This is a genomic window from Pseudomonas lurida (assembly GCF_002563895.1).
Classification (GTDB): domain Bacteria; phylum Pseudomonadota; class Gammaproteobacteria; order Pseudomonadales; family Pseudomonadaceae; genus Aquipseudomonas; species Aquipseudomonas lurida.
Genome location: NZ_PDJB01000001.1, coordinates 4935550 through 4953725 on the forward strand (window position 1 = coordinate 4935550; position 18176 = coordinate 4953725).

At 60.1% G+C, this 18176-nt stretch carries 19 protein-coding genes and 1 pseudogene; 8 read left to right on the top strand and 12 right to left on the bottom strand.

Going from position 1 to position 18176, the window contains the following annotated elements; translation table 11 throughout:
- Positions 1–22: 22 nt before the first annotated feature.
- The 3 genes and pseudogenes from ATH90_RS30000 to ATH90_RS22415 all read right to left on the bottom strand — a co-directional run bounded on the left by ATH90_RS30000 (position 23) and on the right by ATH90_RS22415 (position 2379).
- A complete protein-coding gene (locus ATH90_RS30000) occupies positions 23–595 on the bottom strand; it encodes a methyl-accepting chemotaxis protein (RefSeq protein ID WP_371919470.1) in 573 nt (190 codons plus the stop codon).
- Positions 569–1342: pseudogene (locus ATH90_RS30005) on the bottom strand (PAS domain-containing protein); the annotation flags it as partial. The pseudogene ATH90_RS30005 and the gene ATH90_RS30000, both read right to left, overlap by 27 nt.
- Positions 1343–1509: 167 nt before the next feature.
- Entirely contained in the window at positions 1510–2379 is an 870-nt protein-coding gene (locus ATH90_RS22415; protein WP_098467281.1) for a LysR family transcriptional regulator, read from the bottom strand.
- Positions 2380–2475: 96 nt separating this feature from the next.
- On the opposite strand from ATH90_RS22415, the gene gstA reads away from it, so the two are divergent.
- The 3 genes from gstA (at position 2476) to ATH90_RS22430 (ending at position 4806) form a co-directional block, all read left to right on the top strand.
- The gene (gene gstA, locus ATH90_RS22420; RefSeq protein WP_098467282.1) at positions 2476–3078 is read left to right on the top strand and encodes a glutathione transferase GstA; all 603 of its coding nucleotides are present in this window, start codon (positions 2476–2478) and stop codon (positions 3076–3078) included.
- A gap of 412 nt (positions 3079–3490) precedes the next feature.
- Positions 3491–3928, top strand: a complete 438-nt coding sequence (locus ATH90_RS22425) for a GNAT family N-acetyltransferase (RefSeq protein ID WP_098467283.1) — start codon at positions 3491–3493, stop codon at positions 3926–3928.
- Positions 3929–3987: 59 nt separating this feature from the next.
- Positions 3988–4806 (top strand): class I SAM-dependent methyltransferase, encoded by an 819-nt coding sequence (locus ATH90_RS22430; RefSeq protein ID WP_098467284.1) that lies wholly within the window; start codon positions 3988–3990, stop codon positions 4804–4806.
- Positions 4807–4877: 71 nt separating this feature from the next.
- On the opposite strand, the gene def is transcribed toward ATH90_RS22430, so the two are convergent.
- From def to ATH90_RS22445, 3 genes are all read right to left on the bottom strand, one after another.
- Positions 4878–5417 (bottom strand): peptide deformylase, encoded by a 540-nt coding sequence (gene def, locus ATH90_RS22435; RefSeq protein ID WP_034108995.1) that lies wholly within the window; start codon positions 5415–5417, stop codon positions 4878–4880.
- Between the two features lie 3 nt (positions 5418–5420).
- On the bottom strand, positions 5421–6371 hold the full coding sequence (locus ATH90_RS22440) for a YihY/virulence factor BrkB family protein (protein WP_034108996.1): 951 nt from the start codon (positions 6369–6371) through the stop codon (positions 5421–5423).
- A 176-nt stretch (positions 6372–6547) separates the two neighbouring features.
- Complete coding sequence (locus ATH90_RS22445) at positions 6548–6739, bottom strand: CsbD family protein (RefSeq protein WP_010208215.1); 192 nt, start codon at positions 6737–6739, stop codon at positions 6548–6550.
- A 200-nt stretch (positions 6740–6939) separates the two neighbouring features.
- On the opposite strand from ATH90_RS22445, the gene ATH90_RS22450 reads away from it, so the two are divergent.
- Positions 6940–7317, top strand: coding sequence for a hypothetical protein (locus ATH90_RS22450; protein ID WP_034108998.1), 378 nt, complete (start codon positions 6940–6942; stop codon positions 7315–7317).
- Between the two features lie 122 nt (positions 7318–7439).
- Here ATH90_RS22450 and fadD1 read toward each other — a convergent pair whose 3' ends face one another.
- Positions 7440–9131, bottom strand: a complete 1692-nt coding sequence (fadD1, locus tag ATH90_RS22455; protein WP_034109000.1) for a long-chain-fatty-acid--CoA ligase FadD1 — start codon at positions 9129–9131, stop codon at positions 7440–7442.
- Positions 9132–9523: 392 nt separating this feature from the next.
- Positions 9524–11212, bottom strand: coding sequence for a long-chain-fatty-acid--CoA ligase FadD2 (gene fadD2, locus ATH90_RS22460; RefSeq protein ID WP_069078134.1), 1689 nt, complete (start codon positions 11210–11212; stop codon positions 9524–9526).
- Between the two features lie 222 nt (positions 11213–11434).
- On the opposite strand from fadD2, the gene ATH90_RS22465 reads away from it, so the two are divergent.
- Entirely contained in the window at positions 11435–12379 is a 945-nt protein-coding gene (locus ATH90_RS22465) for an alpha/beta hydrolase (RefSeq protein WP_034109004.1), read from the top strand.
- A gap of 69 nt (positions 12380–12448) precedes the next feature.
- Complete coding sequence (locus tag ATH90_RS22470; RefSeq protein ID WP_034109006.1) at positions 12449–12919, top strand: MaoC family dehydratase; 471 nt, start codon at positions 12449–12451, stop codon at positions 12917–12919.
- Between the two features lie 146 nt (positions 12920–13065).
- On the opposite strand, the gene ATH90_RS22475 is transcribed toward ATH90_RS22470, so the two are convergent.
- Complete coding sequence (locus ATH90_RS22475; protein WP_034109008.1) at positions 13066–13533, bottom strand: ferritin-like domain-containing protein; 468 nt, start codon at positions 13531–13533, stop codon at positions 13066–13068.
- A gap of 206 nt (positions 13534–13739) precedes the next feature.
- On the opposite strand from ATH90_RS22475, the gene ATH90_RS22480 reads away from it, so the two are divergent.
- Complete coding sequence (locus tag ATH90_RS22480) at positions 13740–13976, top strand: DUF3820 family protein (protein ID WP_003213031.1); 237 nt, start codon at positions 13740–13742, stop codon at positions 13974–13976.
- A 10-nt stretch (positions 13977–13986) separates the two neighbouring features.
- Positions 13987–15162 (top strand): aminotransferase class V-fold PLP-dependent enzyme, encoded by a 1176-nt coding sequence (locus ATH90_RS22485; protein ID WP_098467285.1) that lies wholly within the window; start codon positions 13987–13989, stop codon positions 15160–15162.
- Positions 15163–15285: 123 nt separating this feature from the next.
- Here the strand turns inward: ATH90_RS22485 and ATH90_RS22490 are convergent, their stop codons facing one another.
- Genes ATH90_RS22490 through zwf form a run of 3 tightly spaced genes read right to left on the bottom strand, consistent with a single transcriptional unit; the run spans position 15286 to position 18135 of the window.
- Positions 15286–15951: a bifunctional 4-hydroxy-2-oxoglutarate aldolase/2-dehydro-3-deoxy-phosphogluconate aldolase gene (locus tag ATH90_RS22490; RefSeq protein WP_034109012.1), complete on the bottom strand. Its 666-nt coding sequence runs from the start codon at positions 15949–15951 to the stop codon at positions 15286–15288.
- 17 nt (positions 15952–15968) lie between these two features.
- Entirely contained in the window at positions 15969–16682 is a 714-nt protein-coding gene (pgl, locus tag ATH90_RS22495) for a 6-phosphogluconolactonase (RefSeq protein WP_098467286.1), read from the bottom strand.
- Positions 16669–18135: a glucose-6-phosphate dehydrogenase gene (zwf, locus tag ATH90_RS22500; protein ID WP_034109014.1), complete on the bottom strand. Its 1467-nt coding sequence runs from the start codon at positions 18133–18135 to the stop codon at positions 16669–16671. Before zwf ends, pgl begins: the two co-directional genes overlap by 14 nt.
- Positions 18136–18176: the final 41 nt, after the last annotated feature.

The following is an 18176-nucleotide window of genomic DNA, read 5'->3' on the forward strand; positions in this document are numbered from 1 at the left end:
GGTGATCAAACTGACAATGTGTTCATTGCAACTGCAACGTCGAATTGAACTGCCCAATCGCATCCACCACATGCCGTGACCCTTCCTGGATCTCCAGGATCACCTGCCCTGCTTCATTCGCCAACTCCACCCCAAGCCCCGTACGGCTCAAGCTCGACTGCATGCTCGACACCGCGCTCAACGACAGGTCGTGGTTCTTGCGCACTACATCGACGATCTCCACGGTCGCCTGGCTGGTGCGTGCCGCCAGGCTGCGCACTTCGTCGGCCACCACCGCAAACCCACGCCCGTGCTCACCAGCCCGCGCCGCTTCAATCGCAGCGTTGAGCGCCAGCATGTTGGTCTGCTCGGCAATGCTGCGGATGGTCTGCACGATGGCGCCGATGATGTCCGACTGTTTGCTGACCGCGTCGATACTCTCGGCCGCCTGGTTCAGGTCGTGGGAGATAGCTTCGATGATCTGCACGGTTTGCTGCACCACTTCCGAACCCTTGCGTGCGCAGGCATCGTTTTGCACCGAGGTGGCGTGAGCCGAGTCGGCGGCGGTGCGCAGGGTGGAGACCTGCTCGGTGATGTCGCTGGCGAACTTCACCACTTTGTACAGGCGACCATTGGTGTCGAAAATCGGGTTGTAGGAAGCTTCCAGGAACAGGGTCTTGCCGTATTTGTTTTTGCGCTCGAAGCGGTGCGAGTGGTATTCGCCGCGGTTGAGGGACGCCCAGAACGCCTTGTAGGCCGGCGACTCCACCTCGTTGCGGTGGCAGAACAGGCTGTGGTGCTGGCCGACGATCTCTTCCAGGGAGTACTGCACGGTTTTCAGGAAGTTGTCGTTGGCCTTCAGGATCTGGCCTTGGGGCGTGAACTCGATCACCGCCATGGAGCGGCTAATGGCGTCGATCAGGCTCTGGTTTTCATGTTCGTGGTGGACCCGTGCGGTAATGTCCGACGCGACTTTGATCACGCTCTGGACGTGATTGTCTTTGTCCAGCACCGGCATGTAGCTGGCTTCGAGCCAGACCTCCTGGCCATGCTTGTTCAAGCGCATGAACGTGTCACTGAGGGCCTCGCCCCGCGCCAGGTCGCGCCACAGCTTGGCGTAGGCGTCGGTATGGGTGTAGGCCTCGTCGCAAAACAGGCGGTGGTGCTTGCCACGGATCTCCTCGGCGCTGTAGCCCATGGTTTTGCAGAAGTTGTCGTTGGCATCGAGGATCACGCCACAGGGGTCGAACTCGATCATGGCCATGGAGCGGCTGATGGCGGCGAGCTTGGCGTTGGATTCGGTGAGTGCGCAGGAGAAACGTTCGATTTGTTGCAGGTCGGATTTGTGATGGCGGTTGAACATGGTCAGATCACCCTAGATTCCCGGCGCCCGGAAGGCGCATTCCATTCATTTGTTGGCTATTGCTGGCACACCTTCTTGGGGAAATAACCATCCGAATCGCTTTATATGCCAAGCGTCATCAACGGTTCTGGCTGAGCATAGACAGGGCTTGGCGCTATGCAAGGCCACTAGTCAGCCAGCATTTTTAACAATGCCGTGGTGGCCGCTGACGGCGCACGGGATGGCGAACCGACCAAGGCAAATTCGCGGTGCAGTGGCACCGTCAACGGCATCACGCGCAGTCCCTTGCGCTGGGCTGGCAAGGCCATCTCCGGCACCAGCGTGACGCCGACGCCTTCACGCACGAGGCTGAAGGCGCTGTTCCATTCACGCACTTCCACACGTATATCGCGCAGGGAAAGCCCCGCTGCAGCGCCCAGGCTGCGGGCATTGGCGGTACACCCTCCCGTGGCGAGCACGAAGGGTTGTTCGAGCAGTTCCTCAAGGGACACGCCGGCCTCGGCCGGGCGCTGCGCCAGTGGATGATCCGTCGGCAGCACGGCCATCCAGAAATCACGCCCCAAGACGGTGGCATTGCGCTCGGGCTCGGGGTTGAGCACCACGCCCAGGTCGATCAGATCGGCGTCGAGCAGGGTCAGCACCTCGTTGTCGGTGACATCCAGGGTGGTGACCTCGATACCGGGATACAACTGAGCAAAACGCTGCAACAACGGCGTGAGAAAGGTCGCCAGCACCCTGGGGAAACTCGCGATGCGAATCGTCCCGCGCAACATGGGCCGGGCCTCATCCACGGTACTGCGGATCACCTGCAACGCCCTCAGCATCACCCGCGCCTGCTCGATCACACTCAGGCCCAGCGCGGTGGGCAAGGTCCTGCGCGGCTCACGGGTAAACAGTTGCGCGCCCAGCGTTGCCTCCATGCCAGCCATGGCCTGGCTGGCCGCGGATTGGGTCATGCCCACGCGCTCGGCGGCGGCAGTAATACTGCCGTGATCGGCCACGGCGACCAGCAGGCGCCAGTGCATCAGGTTCATCATGACAGTCGCTGTCCTTATGGCAGGGGTCTGAACGTTTAATTTTACGCAAGGTGCCATGCCCGTGAGACTGGCGCAAATTCAACGGAGCTGCCCCAGATGAAACTCTATTACGCCCCCCACGCCTGTTCCCTCGCCCCGCACATCGTGCTGCGCGAATTGGCGATGCCGTTCGATCTTGTACGGGTCGATAACCAGGCCAAGACCACCGCCGATGGCGAGGACTTCCTGAAGATCAACCCCAAGGGCTATGTCGCGGTGCTGAAGCTGGACAACGGCCAGGTGTTGACCGAAGCCAGCGCGATCCTGCAATACCTGGCCGACCTGAAACCCGTAGCGGGCCTCGCCCCGGCCAATGGCAGCTGGGAACGTGTGCGTTTGCAGGAATGGCTGAACTTTATCGCCACCGAAGTTCACGGCGGGTTGGCGGTGTTCTTCAACGGCGCCGTCCAGGGCGAGGTGAAAGCCTCCTTCCAGGCCACGCTGTTCAAACGATTCGCGGTGCTGGTACAAACCCTCGCGCGCCAGGACTACCTGTTGGGATCGCAGTACTCGGTGGCGGATGCGTACCTGTTCGTGGTGCTGCGCTGGGCGGCGTTCCACGCTATCGACCTGGGTGAGTGGCCGGCGCTGGCAGCGTTTCAACTGCGAGTGGGTGAGCGGCCTGCGGTGATTGCCGCCCTGGCAGCAGAAAGCCAATGAGCTGAAATGCAATCAACCCTGTGGGAACTGGGGTGCCTGCGGTAGCGGTGGGTCCGTAGACGCGTCACTGACAGGTAGACCGTTACGCAGGCAAGCCAGCTCCCACATGGACCGCGTAACCGTGCTAGCTATACGGCGAAGGGGCGACATGGGCAGATCAACCCCAGGCCCAGCCAGTGGCTATTCGTAACTCAGTGACCGAACAGGCCTGTCTCGGATTTCTTGGCTTTCTTGTCGGCGCGTTTTTCATCCGCGGTCTTCGCCGGTTTTTTCTTCGCGGCTTTCTTTGAATCCATACCTTTGGCCATGATGCATGCTCCACTTACAGGGGATGTAGTATTGGGTATACCACCTATTGCCCGGCAGAAGGCGCTTATAATCCCCGGCCCTTGATAAGGCTTGCCTGAACACCATGCCCCCATTGCACATCGAACCCCTGGCAGAGCCGCTGTGGCCGCTGCTGAACAAGTTTTACCGCCGCCACAATTCGTCCATGAAGGCGCTCAAGGGCGGGCATCTATGGGTGGCGCGGGAGCGCGAAATCGTCGCCGGGCTGTGCCTGACACCGGTCGTCGGCGGGCAGTGGCTGACCGGGGTGTTCGTGGACCCCGCCTACCGCGGCCAGCGGCTGGCGGCGCGGGTGATCGAGGCGGCGGTGGCCAATGTCGAGGGGACGGTGTGGCTGCTGTGTCATCCGGACCTGGAACGACTGTATCAATCCATGGGTTTCACCCAGGACACGCGGCTGCCGCAGTCCCTCAGCGAACGGCTGGTGCGCTACAAGCGCAACAAACCGATGATCGCGATGGGCTTAGATCGTTTGGTGAGGTCGACCTCGAATAATGTGTGATCAGCGCGTACAGGGCCCATGCTAGCCTCGGCGGCACAGTGGCCCTCTACAGGATGATCATGAAAACAACGCTTGCAGTTCTCTCCCTCACCGCCCTGCTCGCCCCGGTCTTGAGCCAGGCAGCCGACGCACCGATCAGCGCCCAGCAGTACCAGAGCGTGCTCGCTGGTAGCTGGCGCGACCCGGCCAATAGCGCGCGCGATGGCTACCGCCATCCGCAACAGACGTTGGAATTCTTTGGTTTGGCTGCCAAGCAGACCGTTATCGAGATCACCCCTGGTGGCGGTTGGTACAGCGAAGTGCTGGCGCCGCTGCTCAAGGACCACGGGCATTACATTGCGGCGGTGCAGGCGGCGAGCAGCAGCGCCTACGCGCGCACGTCCGAAGAGAACCTGAAGAAGAAATTCGCCGCCGACCCCACGCGCTACGGCAAGGCCTCGGTGGTCGAGTTCGACCCCAAGGCGCCGGTGTTCGGCAAACCCGCATCGGCGGATGCCGTACTGACCTTTCGCAATGTGCATAACTGGGTAGAGGCTGGCACCGCACCGGCCACCTTCAGCGCGTTCTACCGCGTGCTCAAGCCCGGCGGCGTGCTGGGCGTGGAAGACCACCGGGCCAAGGACGGCGCGGATCTGGAGGCGATCAAAAACAGCGGTTACCTGACCACCGCGCAGGTGGTGAAGCTGGCAACGGATGCCGGGTTCAAGCTGGCGGGGCAAAGCGAAGTGAATGCCAACCCGAAGGACACCCAGGACTATCCGGCTGGGGTGTGGACGTTGCCGCCGACGTTGAGACTGGGAGAGCAGGATAAAGCGAAGTATGTGGCGATTGGCGAGTCGGATCGGATGACATTGAGGTTCGTGAAACCGGCGAAATAACCGGACATGAAACGCATTGCAATTGTGGGAGCGAACCCGCTCCCACAATTCGCACTCATGGGGCCTGAACGCTAGTCGTCGGCGCTGGGGTCCATGTCCGGGAACATCACTTCGATAAAGCCGAACTTGCTGAAGTCGGTAATCCGCGACGGGTAGAGCCGACCGATCAGGTGATCGCATTCATGCTGCACCACCCGCGCATGGAAACCATCGGCAAACCGCACGATAGGCTCACCCTTCGGATCAAAGCCTTCATAGCGAATCTGCTGGTAACGGTCCACCGCGCCACGCAGGCCGGGCACCGAGAGGCAGCCTTCATAGCCCTCCTCGAGCACCGGGCTGAGTGGGGTGATCAGCGGGTTGATCAAAATCGTCTGCGGCACCGGCGGCGCGTCCGGGTAGCGTTCGCTGGCCTCGAAACCGAAGATCACCAATTGCAGGTCGACACCGATCTGCGGTGCGGCCAGGCCGACACCGCCCACGTGCTCCATGGTCTGGAACATGTCATCGATCAATTGCCACAGCTCGGGGCTGTCGAACATTTCCGGCGGAACCGGAGGCGCGATACGCAGCAGGCGCTCGTCGCCCATTTTCAGGATTTCACGGATCATCGATCAGACTTCGTCGGTAGTGGGCTTGGAGTGGTCCCGGCCGAGGCCTGAGACATGCTGTTTCTCATCGGTATGGCCAGGCTCTTCGAACTCTTTCTCACCTGGGTCCTTGCCCTCGGCAGACATGTGTTCGATCACCGCGTTCATCTCCGCGCCCAGCAACAGCACGGCGGCGGAAATGTAGAAATACAGCAGCAGCACGATGATCGCGCCGATACTGCCATACATGGCGTTGTAGTCGGCAAAGGTTTTGACGTAGTAGCCAAAGCCCAGGGACGCGACGATCCACACCACCACCGCCAGCACCGAGCCTGGGGTGATGAAGCGGAATTTCTGCTCGACGTCCGGCATCACGTAGTACATGAGAGCCACGGCAAACATCAGCAGGATCACGATCAACGGCCAGCGCAGGATGGTCCACAGGGTCACCACGAACTCCTGCATGCCGATCTGCCCGGCCAGCCATTCCATCACTTGCGGGCCGAGCACCATCAGCGCGGCAGCGGCCAGCAGCATGCCCGCGATGCCGACGGTGTAGAAAATCGACAGCGGAAAGCGCTTCCAGATCGGCCGGCCTTCGACCACGTCGTAGGCGGCGTTCATCGCGCTCATCATCAGGCGCACGCCAGCGGAAGCAGTCCACAGCGCAATCACGATACCCACCGAGAGCAGGCCACCCTTGGACTGCTGCAACTGGTCGATCACCGGGTTGACCTGCTCCAGGGCCTGGGGCGGCAACACCAGTTCCGACTGCATGCGCAACCAGGTGAAGAAGTCGGGCAGGTGCAGGAAACCGATCAGGGCAATCAGGAAGAGCAGGAAGGGAAACAGCGAGAACAGCATCTGGTAAGCCAGTGCCGAGGCGTAGGTGGGCATTTCGTCATCGACGAATTCCTTGACGGTGCGCACCAGTACTTTGTGCAGCTTGAGACCATCGAGAACCGGGAAAATCATAGCGTCTCCTTTCGCCGCAAAAAGGTTGGGTTCGTGGGCGACTCAGGGGCCGTTTTCTACATCAAGGTAGCCTATTTGGCGACCTCGAAACAATTTCGAAACTTTATTCACTGTGTTTGACACAAAAACGGCCATCCGTGGATGGCCGCGTGGCTGCGCATTCGCAGTCAGCCGGGTCAGGCTTTGTCGATGGTTTTCTTCACAGCATCTTTAGCCTTGCCGACGGCTTGCTGAGCTTCGCCTTTCTTTTCCTGAACCTTGCCTTCGGTCTGCAGCTTGGTGTTGTCGGTAGCTTTACCCACACCTTGCTTGATGTTGCCGACGGCTTCGTTCGCCAAACCTTTTGCCTTATCCGCAGTGCTGCCCATGGTATTTCTCCTAAGAACAATCAAGGGTTTTTGGTCATTACGTAAAGATTGACCCGAGGCCGTTCGGCAGAGTTTCAATTATTTTTCGATAGGCATTTCATCGCAGGCCGCAGGTTTGGCTTTATGTTTTGCAGCCAACCCACGAGAATGCCCGGCACATTCAGGCTATAACGCTGAATAACAGATCCCGTAGGAAGGTTATGAAACTCAATAAAGCACAGGCCATCGCCCGCAGAAACACCGAACTGGGCGGTGCCGTACTCGGCGTCAACAACTGCCATTTCACTGACCTGGACCGCAAACGCAACATCTGGTGGTTCGACCTGCCGGTGGGCCGTATTGCCGTGGGCCAGTACGAGTGGATCCACCTGTTGATGCACAACGCCGAGACCGACCAGTTGCTGCACCTGAAGGTGCCGACCGCGTACCTGCGTGAGAAGCTCGAGGGCCTGGTGGTGCGCAATGCGGGCAAGCGCAAGCCGGAGATCACCCTGGAGTTGAGCGCGGACAAGGATTCGTTCTTGAAGGATGTACGCCCGGCGGGTGCTGGCGTGAGCTTCGCGCAGTTCGCCGTGTAGGAACGCGGTTGAGCACTGTGGGCGCTGGCTGGCCTGCTCCCACAATGGATTGCATTTCAAGGTGCGAATCCAGCGCCCAATAAAAAGCCCCGCATCTGCGGGGCTTTTTGTTTCGGGACGGGTTACTTTTTCAGGCCCAACTTCTTCAACTCTTCATCACGCAACTCACGCCGCAGGATCTTGCCCACGTTGGTGGTTGGCAATGCGTCGCGGAATTCCACGGCCTTGGGCACCTTGTAGGCGGTGACGTTGGCGCGCATGTGCTCCATCACCTGGTCCTTGGTGAGGGTCGCGCCCGGCTTGACCACGATAAACAGCTTGATGTGCTCCCCGGACTTCTCGTCCGGCACACCGATGGCCGCGCACTGCAGCACGCCCGGCAGGCCTGCCAGCACGTCCTCCAGTTCGTTCGGGTACACGTTGAAGCCCGAGACCAGGATCATGTCCTTCTTGCGGTCGACGATGCGCATGTAGCCGTCAGGCTGGATGATGGCGATGTCACCGGTCTTGAGCCAGCCTTCGCTGTCGAGCATTTCGTCGGTGGCGTCCTGGCGCTGCCAGTAGCCTTTCATCACTTGGGGGCCCTTGACGCACAGCTCGCCGGTCTCACCCAATGCGAGTTCGGTACCGTCGTCGGCGATAACTTTGCACACGGTCGACGGCACCGGGATGCCGATGGTGCCGATCTGGATATGCTGGATCGGGTTCACGGTGGCCACCGGGCTGGTTTCGGTCATGCCGTAGCCTTCGCAGATGCCACAACCGGTCACGGCCTTCCAACGCTCGGCCGCCGCCAACTGCAGGGCCATGCCGCCCGACAGGGTGACTTTCAGCGCGGAGAAGTCCAGCTTGCGGAACGCCTCGTTGTTGCACAGCGCCACGAACAGGGTGTTCAAGCCGACAAAGCCGCTGAACTTCCACTTCGACAGTTCCTTGACCATCGCCGGCAGGTCGCGCGGGTTACTGATCAGGATGTTGTGGTTGCCGATCAGCATCATCGCCATGCAATGAAAGGTGAACGCGTAGATGTGGTACAGCGGCAGCGGCGTGATCAGGATCTCGCAACCTTCGTTGAGGTTGGAACCCATCAGCGCCTTGCATTGCAGCATGTTGGCGACCAGGTTGCGGTGGGTGAGCATCGCGCCCTTGGCCACGCCGGTAGTGCCGCCGGTGTATTGCAGCACGGCCACGTCACCGCTGGCCGGGCTGGCGTCGCTGACCGGTTGACCGTGCCCCTTGGCCAGCACGTCGTTGAACTTGATCGCCTTGGGCAGGTGGTAAGCCGGGACCATTTTCTTCACGTACTTGATGACGCTGTTGATCAGCAGACGCTTGAGTGGCGGCAACAGGTCGGCGACTTCAGTGACGATCACGTGCTTGACGGCGGTCTTGGGCACGACCTTTTCCGCCAGGTGCGCCATGTTGGCCAGGCACACCAGGGCCTTGGCGCCGGAGTCGTTGAATTGGTGTTCCATTTCCCGCGCGGTGTACAGCGGGTTGGTGTTGACCACGATCAGGCCGGCGCGGATGGCACCGAACACAGCGACCGGGTACTGGAGGACATTGGGCAGTTGCACGGCGATTCGATCGCCGGGCTTCAAGTCAGTGTGCTGTTGCAGGTACGCGGCGAAGGCGCCGGACAATTCGTACAATTCACCGTAGGTGATCGTCTTGCCCAGGTTGCTGAAAGCCGGTTTGTTGGCGAAGCGCTGGCAGGACTGCTTCAGTACCGCCTGAATATTCGGATACTCGTCTGGATTGATTTCTGCAGCAATCCCGGCGGGGTACTTATCCTTCCAAAAGTCTTCGTTCATGGAAGCCCACTCCTCAGCGACGTCAGCGACGCGAATTCATCATCGCATTTGATGCGATTATTATTGGTGTATGTTTTTTTAGGTGAATCTGGCGCTTTCAAGCAGGCCGAGACGTCACAAAGCGCGCCGAGAGTAGCAGCTTTGCCAAGGGCCGCCTAGAGCCAAAGGGGGGGCCTACAGTCATAATCACGACTGTCCTACAATAATTGGTCACGGTTTAAACGTCGCTGAAATTCCCCCGCCAAAGGCTCTGGAATGGGCCTTACAGACCAATAAAAAACAATGTGGGAGCTGGCTTCCCTGCGATTGCGATCTGTCAGCCGATACATCTAGCGACTGAAACACCGTTATCGCAGGCAAGCCAGCTCCCACATTGTTTACCGCCTTTCACATCAGGCGATGTCGCGCAGCTCCCTGCGCAGAATCTTGCCCACTGGCGTCATCGGCAACGACTCGCGCAACACAATATGCTTGGGCACCTTGTACCCCGTGAAGTTGGTCTTGCAGTACGCCTTCAACTCCTCGAGGCTCACGCCTTGCGCACGCGCCACCACGAACAGCTTCACCGCCTCCCCCGTGCGGTCATCCGGCACGCCGATCACAGCACAATTGGCCACGGCCGGGTGGGCCATCACCACGTCTTCGATCTCGTTGGGGTAGACGTTGAAGCCCGAGACGATGATGAGGTCTTTCTTGCGGTCGACGATGCGCACGAAGCCATCGTCGTCGATCACGGCGATGTCACCAGTCTTCAGCCAGCCCTCGACGTCCAGCGCTTCGGCCGTGGCGGCCGGTTGCTGCCAGTAGCCTTTCATCACCTGCGGGCCCTTGATGCACAACTCGCCGCGCTCACCCAACGGCAGCTCGACACCCTGGTCATCGATCACCTTCATCGCCGTGGCCGGTACGGGAATGCCCACAGTGCCCAGGCGAGATTTGTTGCCGTAGGGGTTGGTGCTGGCCACCGGCGAGGTTTCCGTCAGGCCGTAGCCCTCGCCAATCGCGCAGCCGGTGATCTGCTCCCAGCGCTCGGCCGTGGCCTTGATCAGCGCGGTGCCGCCAGAGTTGGTGAGCTTGAGGTGGGAGAAGTCCAGGCTCTTGAAGTCTGGATGGTCCATTAAAGCCACGAACAGCGTGTTAAGCCCCAGCAGCCCGGTAAAGCGCCACTTTTTCAGCTCCTTGATAAAGCCACCGATGTCCCGCGGGTTGGTGATCAGTACGTTGTGGTTGCCGGACACCATCATGCACATGCAATTCGCGGTGAAGGCATAGATGTGGTACAGCGGCAGCGGCGCGATCATCACCTCCTGCCCTTCCTTGATCAGCGGGTGGCCGTCATCACCGGTCTGGGACATGCAGGCGCGTACCTGTTGCATGTTCGCCACCAGGTTGCCATGGGTGAGCATCGCGCCCTTGGCCAGGCCGGTGGTGCCACCGGTGTATTGCAGCACGGCAATGTCGTCCAGGGTTACCGGGTGGCGAGTCACCCCCAGGCCCGCGCCCATGCGCAAGGCACGCTTGAACGACACTGCACGCGGCAGGCTGTAGGCCGGGACCATCTTCTTGACCTTGTCGACCAGGGTGTTGACCAGCCAGCCCTTGGCGGCGGGCATGAAGTCACCCATCTTGGCTTCGATCAGGTAGTCGATCTCGGTGTCGCTGCACACCTCCTGCACCCGCGAGCCGAACAGGTTGAGGTACACCAGCGCACGCACGCCGGCGTCCTTGAACTGGTGGCGCATCTCGCGCGGGGTGTACAGCGGGTTGGTATTGACCACGATCAGGCCGGCGCGCAAGGCGCCGAACACCGCAATCGGGTAGTGCAGCACGTTGGGCATCTGCACCGCGATACGGTCGCCGGGCTTGAGATCGGTATGCTGTTGCAGGTAACCGGCGAACGCCGCGCTCTGGCGTTCAAGCTCGGCGTAGGTGAGGGTGATGCCCATGTTGCTGAATGCCGGACGGTCGGCAAAGGCCTTGCAGGAACGCTCGAACACCTCGATCACCGACTTGTAGGCAGAGAGGTCGATGTCATTGGGAACGCCCGCCGCGCGTTTGTCATTCCAGAAATCAGGTTGCATTATTCTTGTCCTCTTACCTGAGTGTGTCCGGCCGCTGCAGTTGTAAAAAGTCTACATCTATAAAAAGCGGAGCTCAGGGGACGTTAGCAGCTATGGCCAAACAGGCAAATACAGGAAACAGCGTCATTAATTGCGTGAATCTTCCTACAAGGCCTTGCGCTGATCAGACGCTTGCCGTGGGATGAGCTATACACTGCAACGACCCCGAGCAAAGGAAGCGCCATGAACCACAGTACCTTCTGGCTGACCGCGAATGACCGCAGCCGCCTGTACGTCAATCAATGGATGCCCGACGGCACGCCCAAAGCCCTGGTGATGCTGTCGCATGGCATGGCCGAGCACAGCGGGCGCTACGCGCGCCTGGCCGAGGCCTTGTGCGCCGCCGGTTACGGCCTGTACGCGCTGGACCAGCGTGGCCACGGCCGCACCGCCGACGAAGGCACCCTGGGCCTGTACGCCGAAAAGGATGGCTGGAACAAAGTGGTGGGCGACCTGGCGAGCCTCAACCAGCATATCGGCCAGCAGCAGCCGGGGTTGCCGATCATGCTGCTGGGCCACAGCATGGGCAGCTACATCGCCCAGGCTTACCTGCTGCATCACAGCGCCAGCCTCAATGGCGCGATTCTCAGCGGTTCGAATTTCCAGCCGGTGGCGCTGTACCGCGCCGCACGAGTGATCGCCCGGATCGAACGCCTACGCCAGGGCTTGCGCGGGCGTAGCGCGCTGATCGAATTCCTGTCGTTTGGATCATTCAACAAGGCCTTCACACCCAATCGCACCGCTTTCGACTGGCTCAGCCGCGACCCGGCCGAGGTCGACAAGTACATCAACGACCCACTGTGCGGGTTCCGCTGCACCAACCAGCTGTGGATCGACCTGCTCGGCGGCTTGCAGCAAATCAGTAAAGCGTCCAATCTCGCGCAGATCGATCCAGGCCTGCCGGTCCTGGTAATGGGCGGCGAATGTGATCCGGTGAGTGAAGGCAAGCGTCTCAAAAGCCTGGCCGACGCCCTGCGTGAAGCCGGCTGCCAGCACCTGCAACTGAATATCTACCCGCAGGCGCGTCACGAAGTGTTCAATGAAACCAACCGTGACCAGGTCACCGGGGACGTGCTGACATGGCTCGACCAGGCCCTGACCTTGCGCAGGCCCGCCCGCTGCGAATAACTTTTCTTTTAAAATCAGCCGTTTAAAATCGGTCGATAATGACCGTTTAGCCACAGGATGCACCTTTAGATGACCCAGGTAACCAACACCCCGTACGAAGCCCTTGAAGTCGGCCAGACCGCCAGCTACAGCAAATTGGTGGAAGAGCGCGATATCCAGCTGTTCGCCGCGATGTCCGGTGACCACAACCCGGTGCACCTGGATGCCGAGTACGCCAAGGCGACCATGTTCAAGGAGCGTATCGCCCATGGCATGTTCAGCGGCGCCCTGATCAGCGCGGCAGTAGCCTGCGAGCTGCCTGGCCCGGGCACGATCTACATCGGCCAGCAGATGAGCTTCCAGAAGCCGGTAAAGATCGGTGACACACTGACCGTACGCCTGGAAATTCTCGAGAAGCTGCCGAAATTTCGCGTGCGCATCGCCACCCGCGTGTTCAACCAGCGTGATGAGTTGGTGGTGGACGGCGAGGCGGAGATTTTGGCGCCGCGTAAGCAGCAGGTTGTTACTTTGACCGAGCTGCCCGCAATCACCATCGGCTGATTTCGATCTCAAAAATTTACACAATACAAATGTGGGAACGGGCCTGCCCGCGAAAGCGATAGTTCAGTCAATAAAGATCAGACTGAAAAACCGCATTCGCGAGCAAGCCCGCTCCCACATTAGTTACAGCATTTACAGCGCGAAGCTTACGACTGGGCGCGAGCCTGGTTGCGCAGGGCTTTCACTTGGTCGTGGTTGCGTTGTGCGCCATGGAACTGACGCTCAACCAGGTCACGAATGCCCAGCAGGTTGTGCTTGTTGATCTTCTCGATCGCTTCCTTGTAAGCCTTGAGGGCGTGGTCTTCACCGCGCTCGGCTTCGTTCAGGACAGCCTCTTCATCTTTACCGGTGACCATCGACTTCACGTCGACCCAGCCACGGTGCAAAGCGCCGGCCACACTGCCGGACTCTTCCGGATCGCCACCCAAGGCACGAACAGCGGTTTGCAGCTCGGCGGCTGCAGCTGCGCAATCAGCAGAGCGCTTCACAAACAGAGCCTTGAGCTCTGGATGCTTGATGTCTTCAGCACAAGTCGCGAAGCCTTTCTGGCCGTCTTTGCTGGTCTCGATCAGGTCGTTGAGTACGGAGATCGATTCTTTGTTGATGTCAGTCATTTTTCAATTCCTTGTGCGGGTTAAGAAACGTGTCTTAGTAATTGCAGCACCCGTGCCAGGTTTTAAAAAATAAAATTTTCATTGATTTTCAATAGCTTACGAATTATTGAACCATCTGTATCTACGTTATTTGCATGATCTGTCATTTGGCCTTCATGCAGAATGCCTGTATTTTCCAAGACTTCGCCCTCCACCGCGCGACGCTCATGAATCCGGAAAAACTCGAACTACTGATCACCCGCGAGATGCCTTTCGGCAAATACAAGGGACGAATTATTGCTGACCTGCCCGGACCCTACCTGAACTGGTTCGCCCGTGAAGGTTTCCCTCACGGCGAACTGGGCGGTTTGCTGGCCTTGATGCAGGAAATCGACCACAACGGTTTATCGGAATTGCTGGAACCGCTGCGCGCGAAACACGGCAAACCCGCCCCTCGCCATTAAGAGCCCCTCTATGCCACGCAATGCAGACAACGAAGGTCACTGGCGGGCCATCGCCGAGCGCTACGCCCTGGAGCCCGGCCCGATCAACCTGGAAAACGGTTACTTCGGCCGCATGAGCCGCGCGGTGCAGGCGCACTACCTGGAGCAGGTTGCGTTTATCAACCGGAGTAACTCGCTGTATGTGCGTCAGGCATTTGAACAAGGCGAGAACGTCGAGATTCGCCGGCAACTGGCCGAGATGATCAACGTCGACCCGGCGTCCGTGGCGTTTACCCGTAACGCGACCGAAGCATTGCAATCACTGATCCGCAACTACAACCGCCTGCAACCGGGTGACCAGGTGCTGATCAGTGACCTGGAGTACGACACGGTCAAAGGGGCCATGCGTTGGCTGGCCGGTTACCGAGGTGTGGAGGTGATCGAACTTTCCCACACTCATCCGGCCAGTTTCGACAGCCTGGTGCAGACGTATCGCGATGCATTCGCTCAGTACCCGCGCCTCAAGCTGATGGCGCTGACCCATGTCACCCACCGCACTGGCCTGGTGATGCCCGTCGAAGCCATTGCCCAGGTTGCGCGTGAACACGGTGTGGACGTGATCCTCGATGGTGCCCATGCCCTGGGCCAGATTGAATTCAACCTGGCCGCGCTGGGCATCCAGTTCGCCGGTTTCAACCTGCACAAATGGATCGGCGCACCGCTGACCCTGGGCTTCCTTTACATCGCGCCGGAACGCCTGGCCGATATCGACCCCGACATGGGCGAGTTCCATTACCCCGCCACCGATGTGCGTGCCCGTACGCCGTACAGCACGCCAAACTTTCCGGCCTTGATGACCTTGCCGTTGGTGTTTGAAGAACATCGGCAACTGGGTGGCGCCGCAGCTAAAGGGGCACGGGTGAACTACCTACGCGACCTGTGGGTGAGCCAAGTGCGGGCGTTAGCGGGGGTTGAGGTGCTGACGCCAGATGATCCGCGACTGTATTGCGGGATCACGGCGTTCAAGTTCACCGGGCGCGACCAGCAGGTGATGGTGGACAGGCTGCTCCGGGACTACAACCTGTTCACCACCACGCGCACGGGCGCGGCGTTTGGGACCTGTATCCGCGTGACGCCGGGGTTACTGACGTCGGCGGCGGACATCAACGTGCTGGTCAACGCCATTGATAAACTAAACGCAGATTAAACCTCCCACATTTGGCTCCTTGGTGGGCTCGAGGTTTTCTACAGGCAAAAAAAAGCGGTACACCGACCAAGTGCACCGCAAAAATGCCGTTAAGCACAGCAACAACGATTCAGTAAAAGCAGATCAATCCAGCAGCGCCAGCGCCTCGGCGGTGACTTCCTGGATGCGAGCCCAGTCGCCGTTCTTGACCCACTCAGGGTCCAGCATCCAGCTACCGCCCACGCACATCACGTTTTTCAACGCCATGTAGTTTTTGATGTTGGCCGGGCCAACGCCGCCAGTCGGGCAGAATTTCACTTCGCCGAACGGGCCGCCGAGGGCCTTGATCGCAGCCACGCCACCGCTGACTTCGGCCGGGAACAGCTTGAAGCGACGGTAGCCCAGGCCATAACCTTCCATGATGCCCGAGGCATTGCTGATGCCCGGCAGCAGAGGGATCGGGCTGTGCACCGAGGCTTCCAGCAGATCGCGGGTAATGCCCGGGGTAACGATGAACTGCGAGCCAGCCACTTCGGCCGCTTCGAGCATGTGGCGGTCGAGCACGGTGCCAGCACCGGTGCACAGCTCAGGGCGCTGCTCGCGCAATACCTGGATGGCCTTGAGGCCGAACTCGGAACGCAGGGTCACTTCCAATGCGGTCAAACCACCGGCTGCCAGGGCATCGGCCAGCGGCAGGATGTCCTGTTCGCGGGCGATGGTGATCACCGGCAGGATCCGCGCCTTGGCGCAGAGGCTGTCGATCAGGGCAACTTTATCCGCCATGGACACGGTCGGTTGGGGGCTATTCATAGCGGCTGATCCTTGGCTCATGGGCACCAGTAAATCTCTAATGTAGGTTGCAGAAACGCGCGAATCGGCATGGCAGCAACGTCGTCACTGGCCAGCGCGGCGCTCAAGGTGGTCAATTTCGAACTGCCGGAAATCGACAGGACGGTGTAGTGGGCCGTGGCCAGCAATGCGCGACTCATGGTCAGGCGCTGGTGTGGCACGGTAGGCGCCAGCATCGGCCAGCAACGGCGGGTACCGTCGGCCTGCAGTGCTTCGGCGAGGTTCGGGCTGTTGGGAAACAGCGATGCAGTGTGGCCGTCATCGCCCATGCCCAGCACCAGCACATCAATGGCTGGCAGTTCGGCCAGCAGGCGATCGGCTTGCTCGGCAGCGTCTTCAAGCGTGGCGGCAGCGCTGTAGAGGCTGAGGAACCTGGCCTTGGCCGCCGGGCCTTGCAACAGGTGTTGTTTCAACAGGCCGGCATTGCTGTCGGCGTGTTCCACCGGCACCCAGCGTTCATCGGCCAGGGTAATGGTGACCTTGGACCAGTCCAGCCCCTGTTTGGCCAGGTGCTGGAAAAACGCCACGGGGCTGCGACCACCGGACACCACCAGGGTCGCTTCGCCACGGGCGCTGATGGCCGAGCGCAGTTGCTCGGCCACGTCGTTGGCCAGGCCTTCCGCCAAGAGCACCGGGGTGCGGTACTCGTGCGGGGTAACGCCCTCGGGCAGTTTCAATTCAGATATCGCCATACCATGACCTCCCATCCCGCGTGATCAGTGCAATCGAGCTCATCGGCCCCCAGGAACCCGCCGCGTACGGCTTGGGCGCATCACCGGATTTTTTCCACCCGGCGATCAGCTGGTCACACCACTTCCACGCGGCTTCGATTTCATCTTTGCGAACAAACAGGTTCTGATTGCCGCGCATCACTTCCAGCAACAACCGCTCGTAGGCATCCGGAATACGGGCACTGCGATAGGTGTCGGAAAAATTCAGTTGCAGTGGGCCACTGCGCAGTTGCATGCCCTTGTCCAGGCCTTGCTCCTTGGTCATCACGCGCAAGGAAATACCTTCGTCCGGCTGCAGGCGGATGATCAGCTTGTTGCTGATCTGCAGGCGCTGCTCGGGGGCGAAGATGTAGTGGGACGGTTCCTTGAAGTGGATGACGATCTGCGACAGTTTCTGCGGCATGCGCTTGCCGGTGCGCAGGTAGAACGGCACCCCGGCCCAACGCCAGTTGCGGATATCGGCACGCAGGGCGACGAAGGTCTCGGTGTCGCTCTGGGTGTTGGAATTCTCTTCCTCCAGGTAACCCGGCACTGGCTTGCCGGCGCTGTAGCCCGCGATGTACTGGCCGCGCACCACTTGGGTGGTCAGGCCGTCCGGGCTGATCGGCGCCAGGGCCTTGAGCACCTTGACCTTCTCGTCGCGGATGCTGTCGGCGGACAGGTCGGCCGGCGGGTCCATGGCGATCAGGCAAAGCAGTTGCAGCAGGTGGTTCTGGATCATGTCCCGCAACTGGCCGGCTTTGTCGAAGTAACCCCAACGGCCTTCGATGCCAACCTGCTCGGCCACGGTGATTTCCACGTGGGAGATGTAGTTCTGGTTCCACTGGGTTTCGAACAGGCTGTTGGCGAAACGCAGGGCGATCAGGTTCTGGACGGTCTCTTTGCCCAGGTAGTGGTCGATACGGTAGGTGCGGTTTTCCGGGAAAAACTGCGCCACGGCGTCGTTGACCTTGCGCGAGGACTCCAGGTCCGAACCGATGGGTTTTTCCAGCACCACGCGGGTGTTGTCCGCCAGGCCGACCTTGGACAGGTTCTCGCAGATCGCGCCGTACACCGCCGCCGGGGTGGCGAAGTAGGCGATAAGACGCTGCTCGGTGCCGGCGATTTCAGCCAGGGCCACGTAGTCATCGGCCTTCATGAAGTCGACGTGAACATAGGTCAGGCGTGCCAGGAAACGCTGGGCGATGGTTTCGTCCAGTTCCTTGCCGACGTATTGACGCAATGCTTGTTCGATGTGCGCCAGGTGCTGTTGCTCGGAACCGGCTTCACGGGCCAGGGCCAGGATGCGCGTATCGTCGTGCAGGAGCGCGGCGCCATCGAGTTGATAGAGGGCAGGAAATAACTTGCGCAGCGCCAGATCACCCAAGGCGCCAAACAGGGCAAAGGTGCAGGGTTCTACGGTTATCGAAGGCATGATGTTTGTTCTTTTATCAAGTTAAGCTACAAATACCTTTT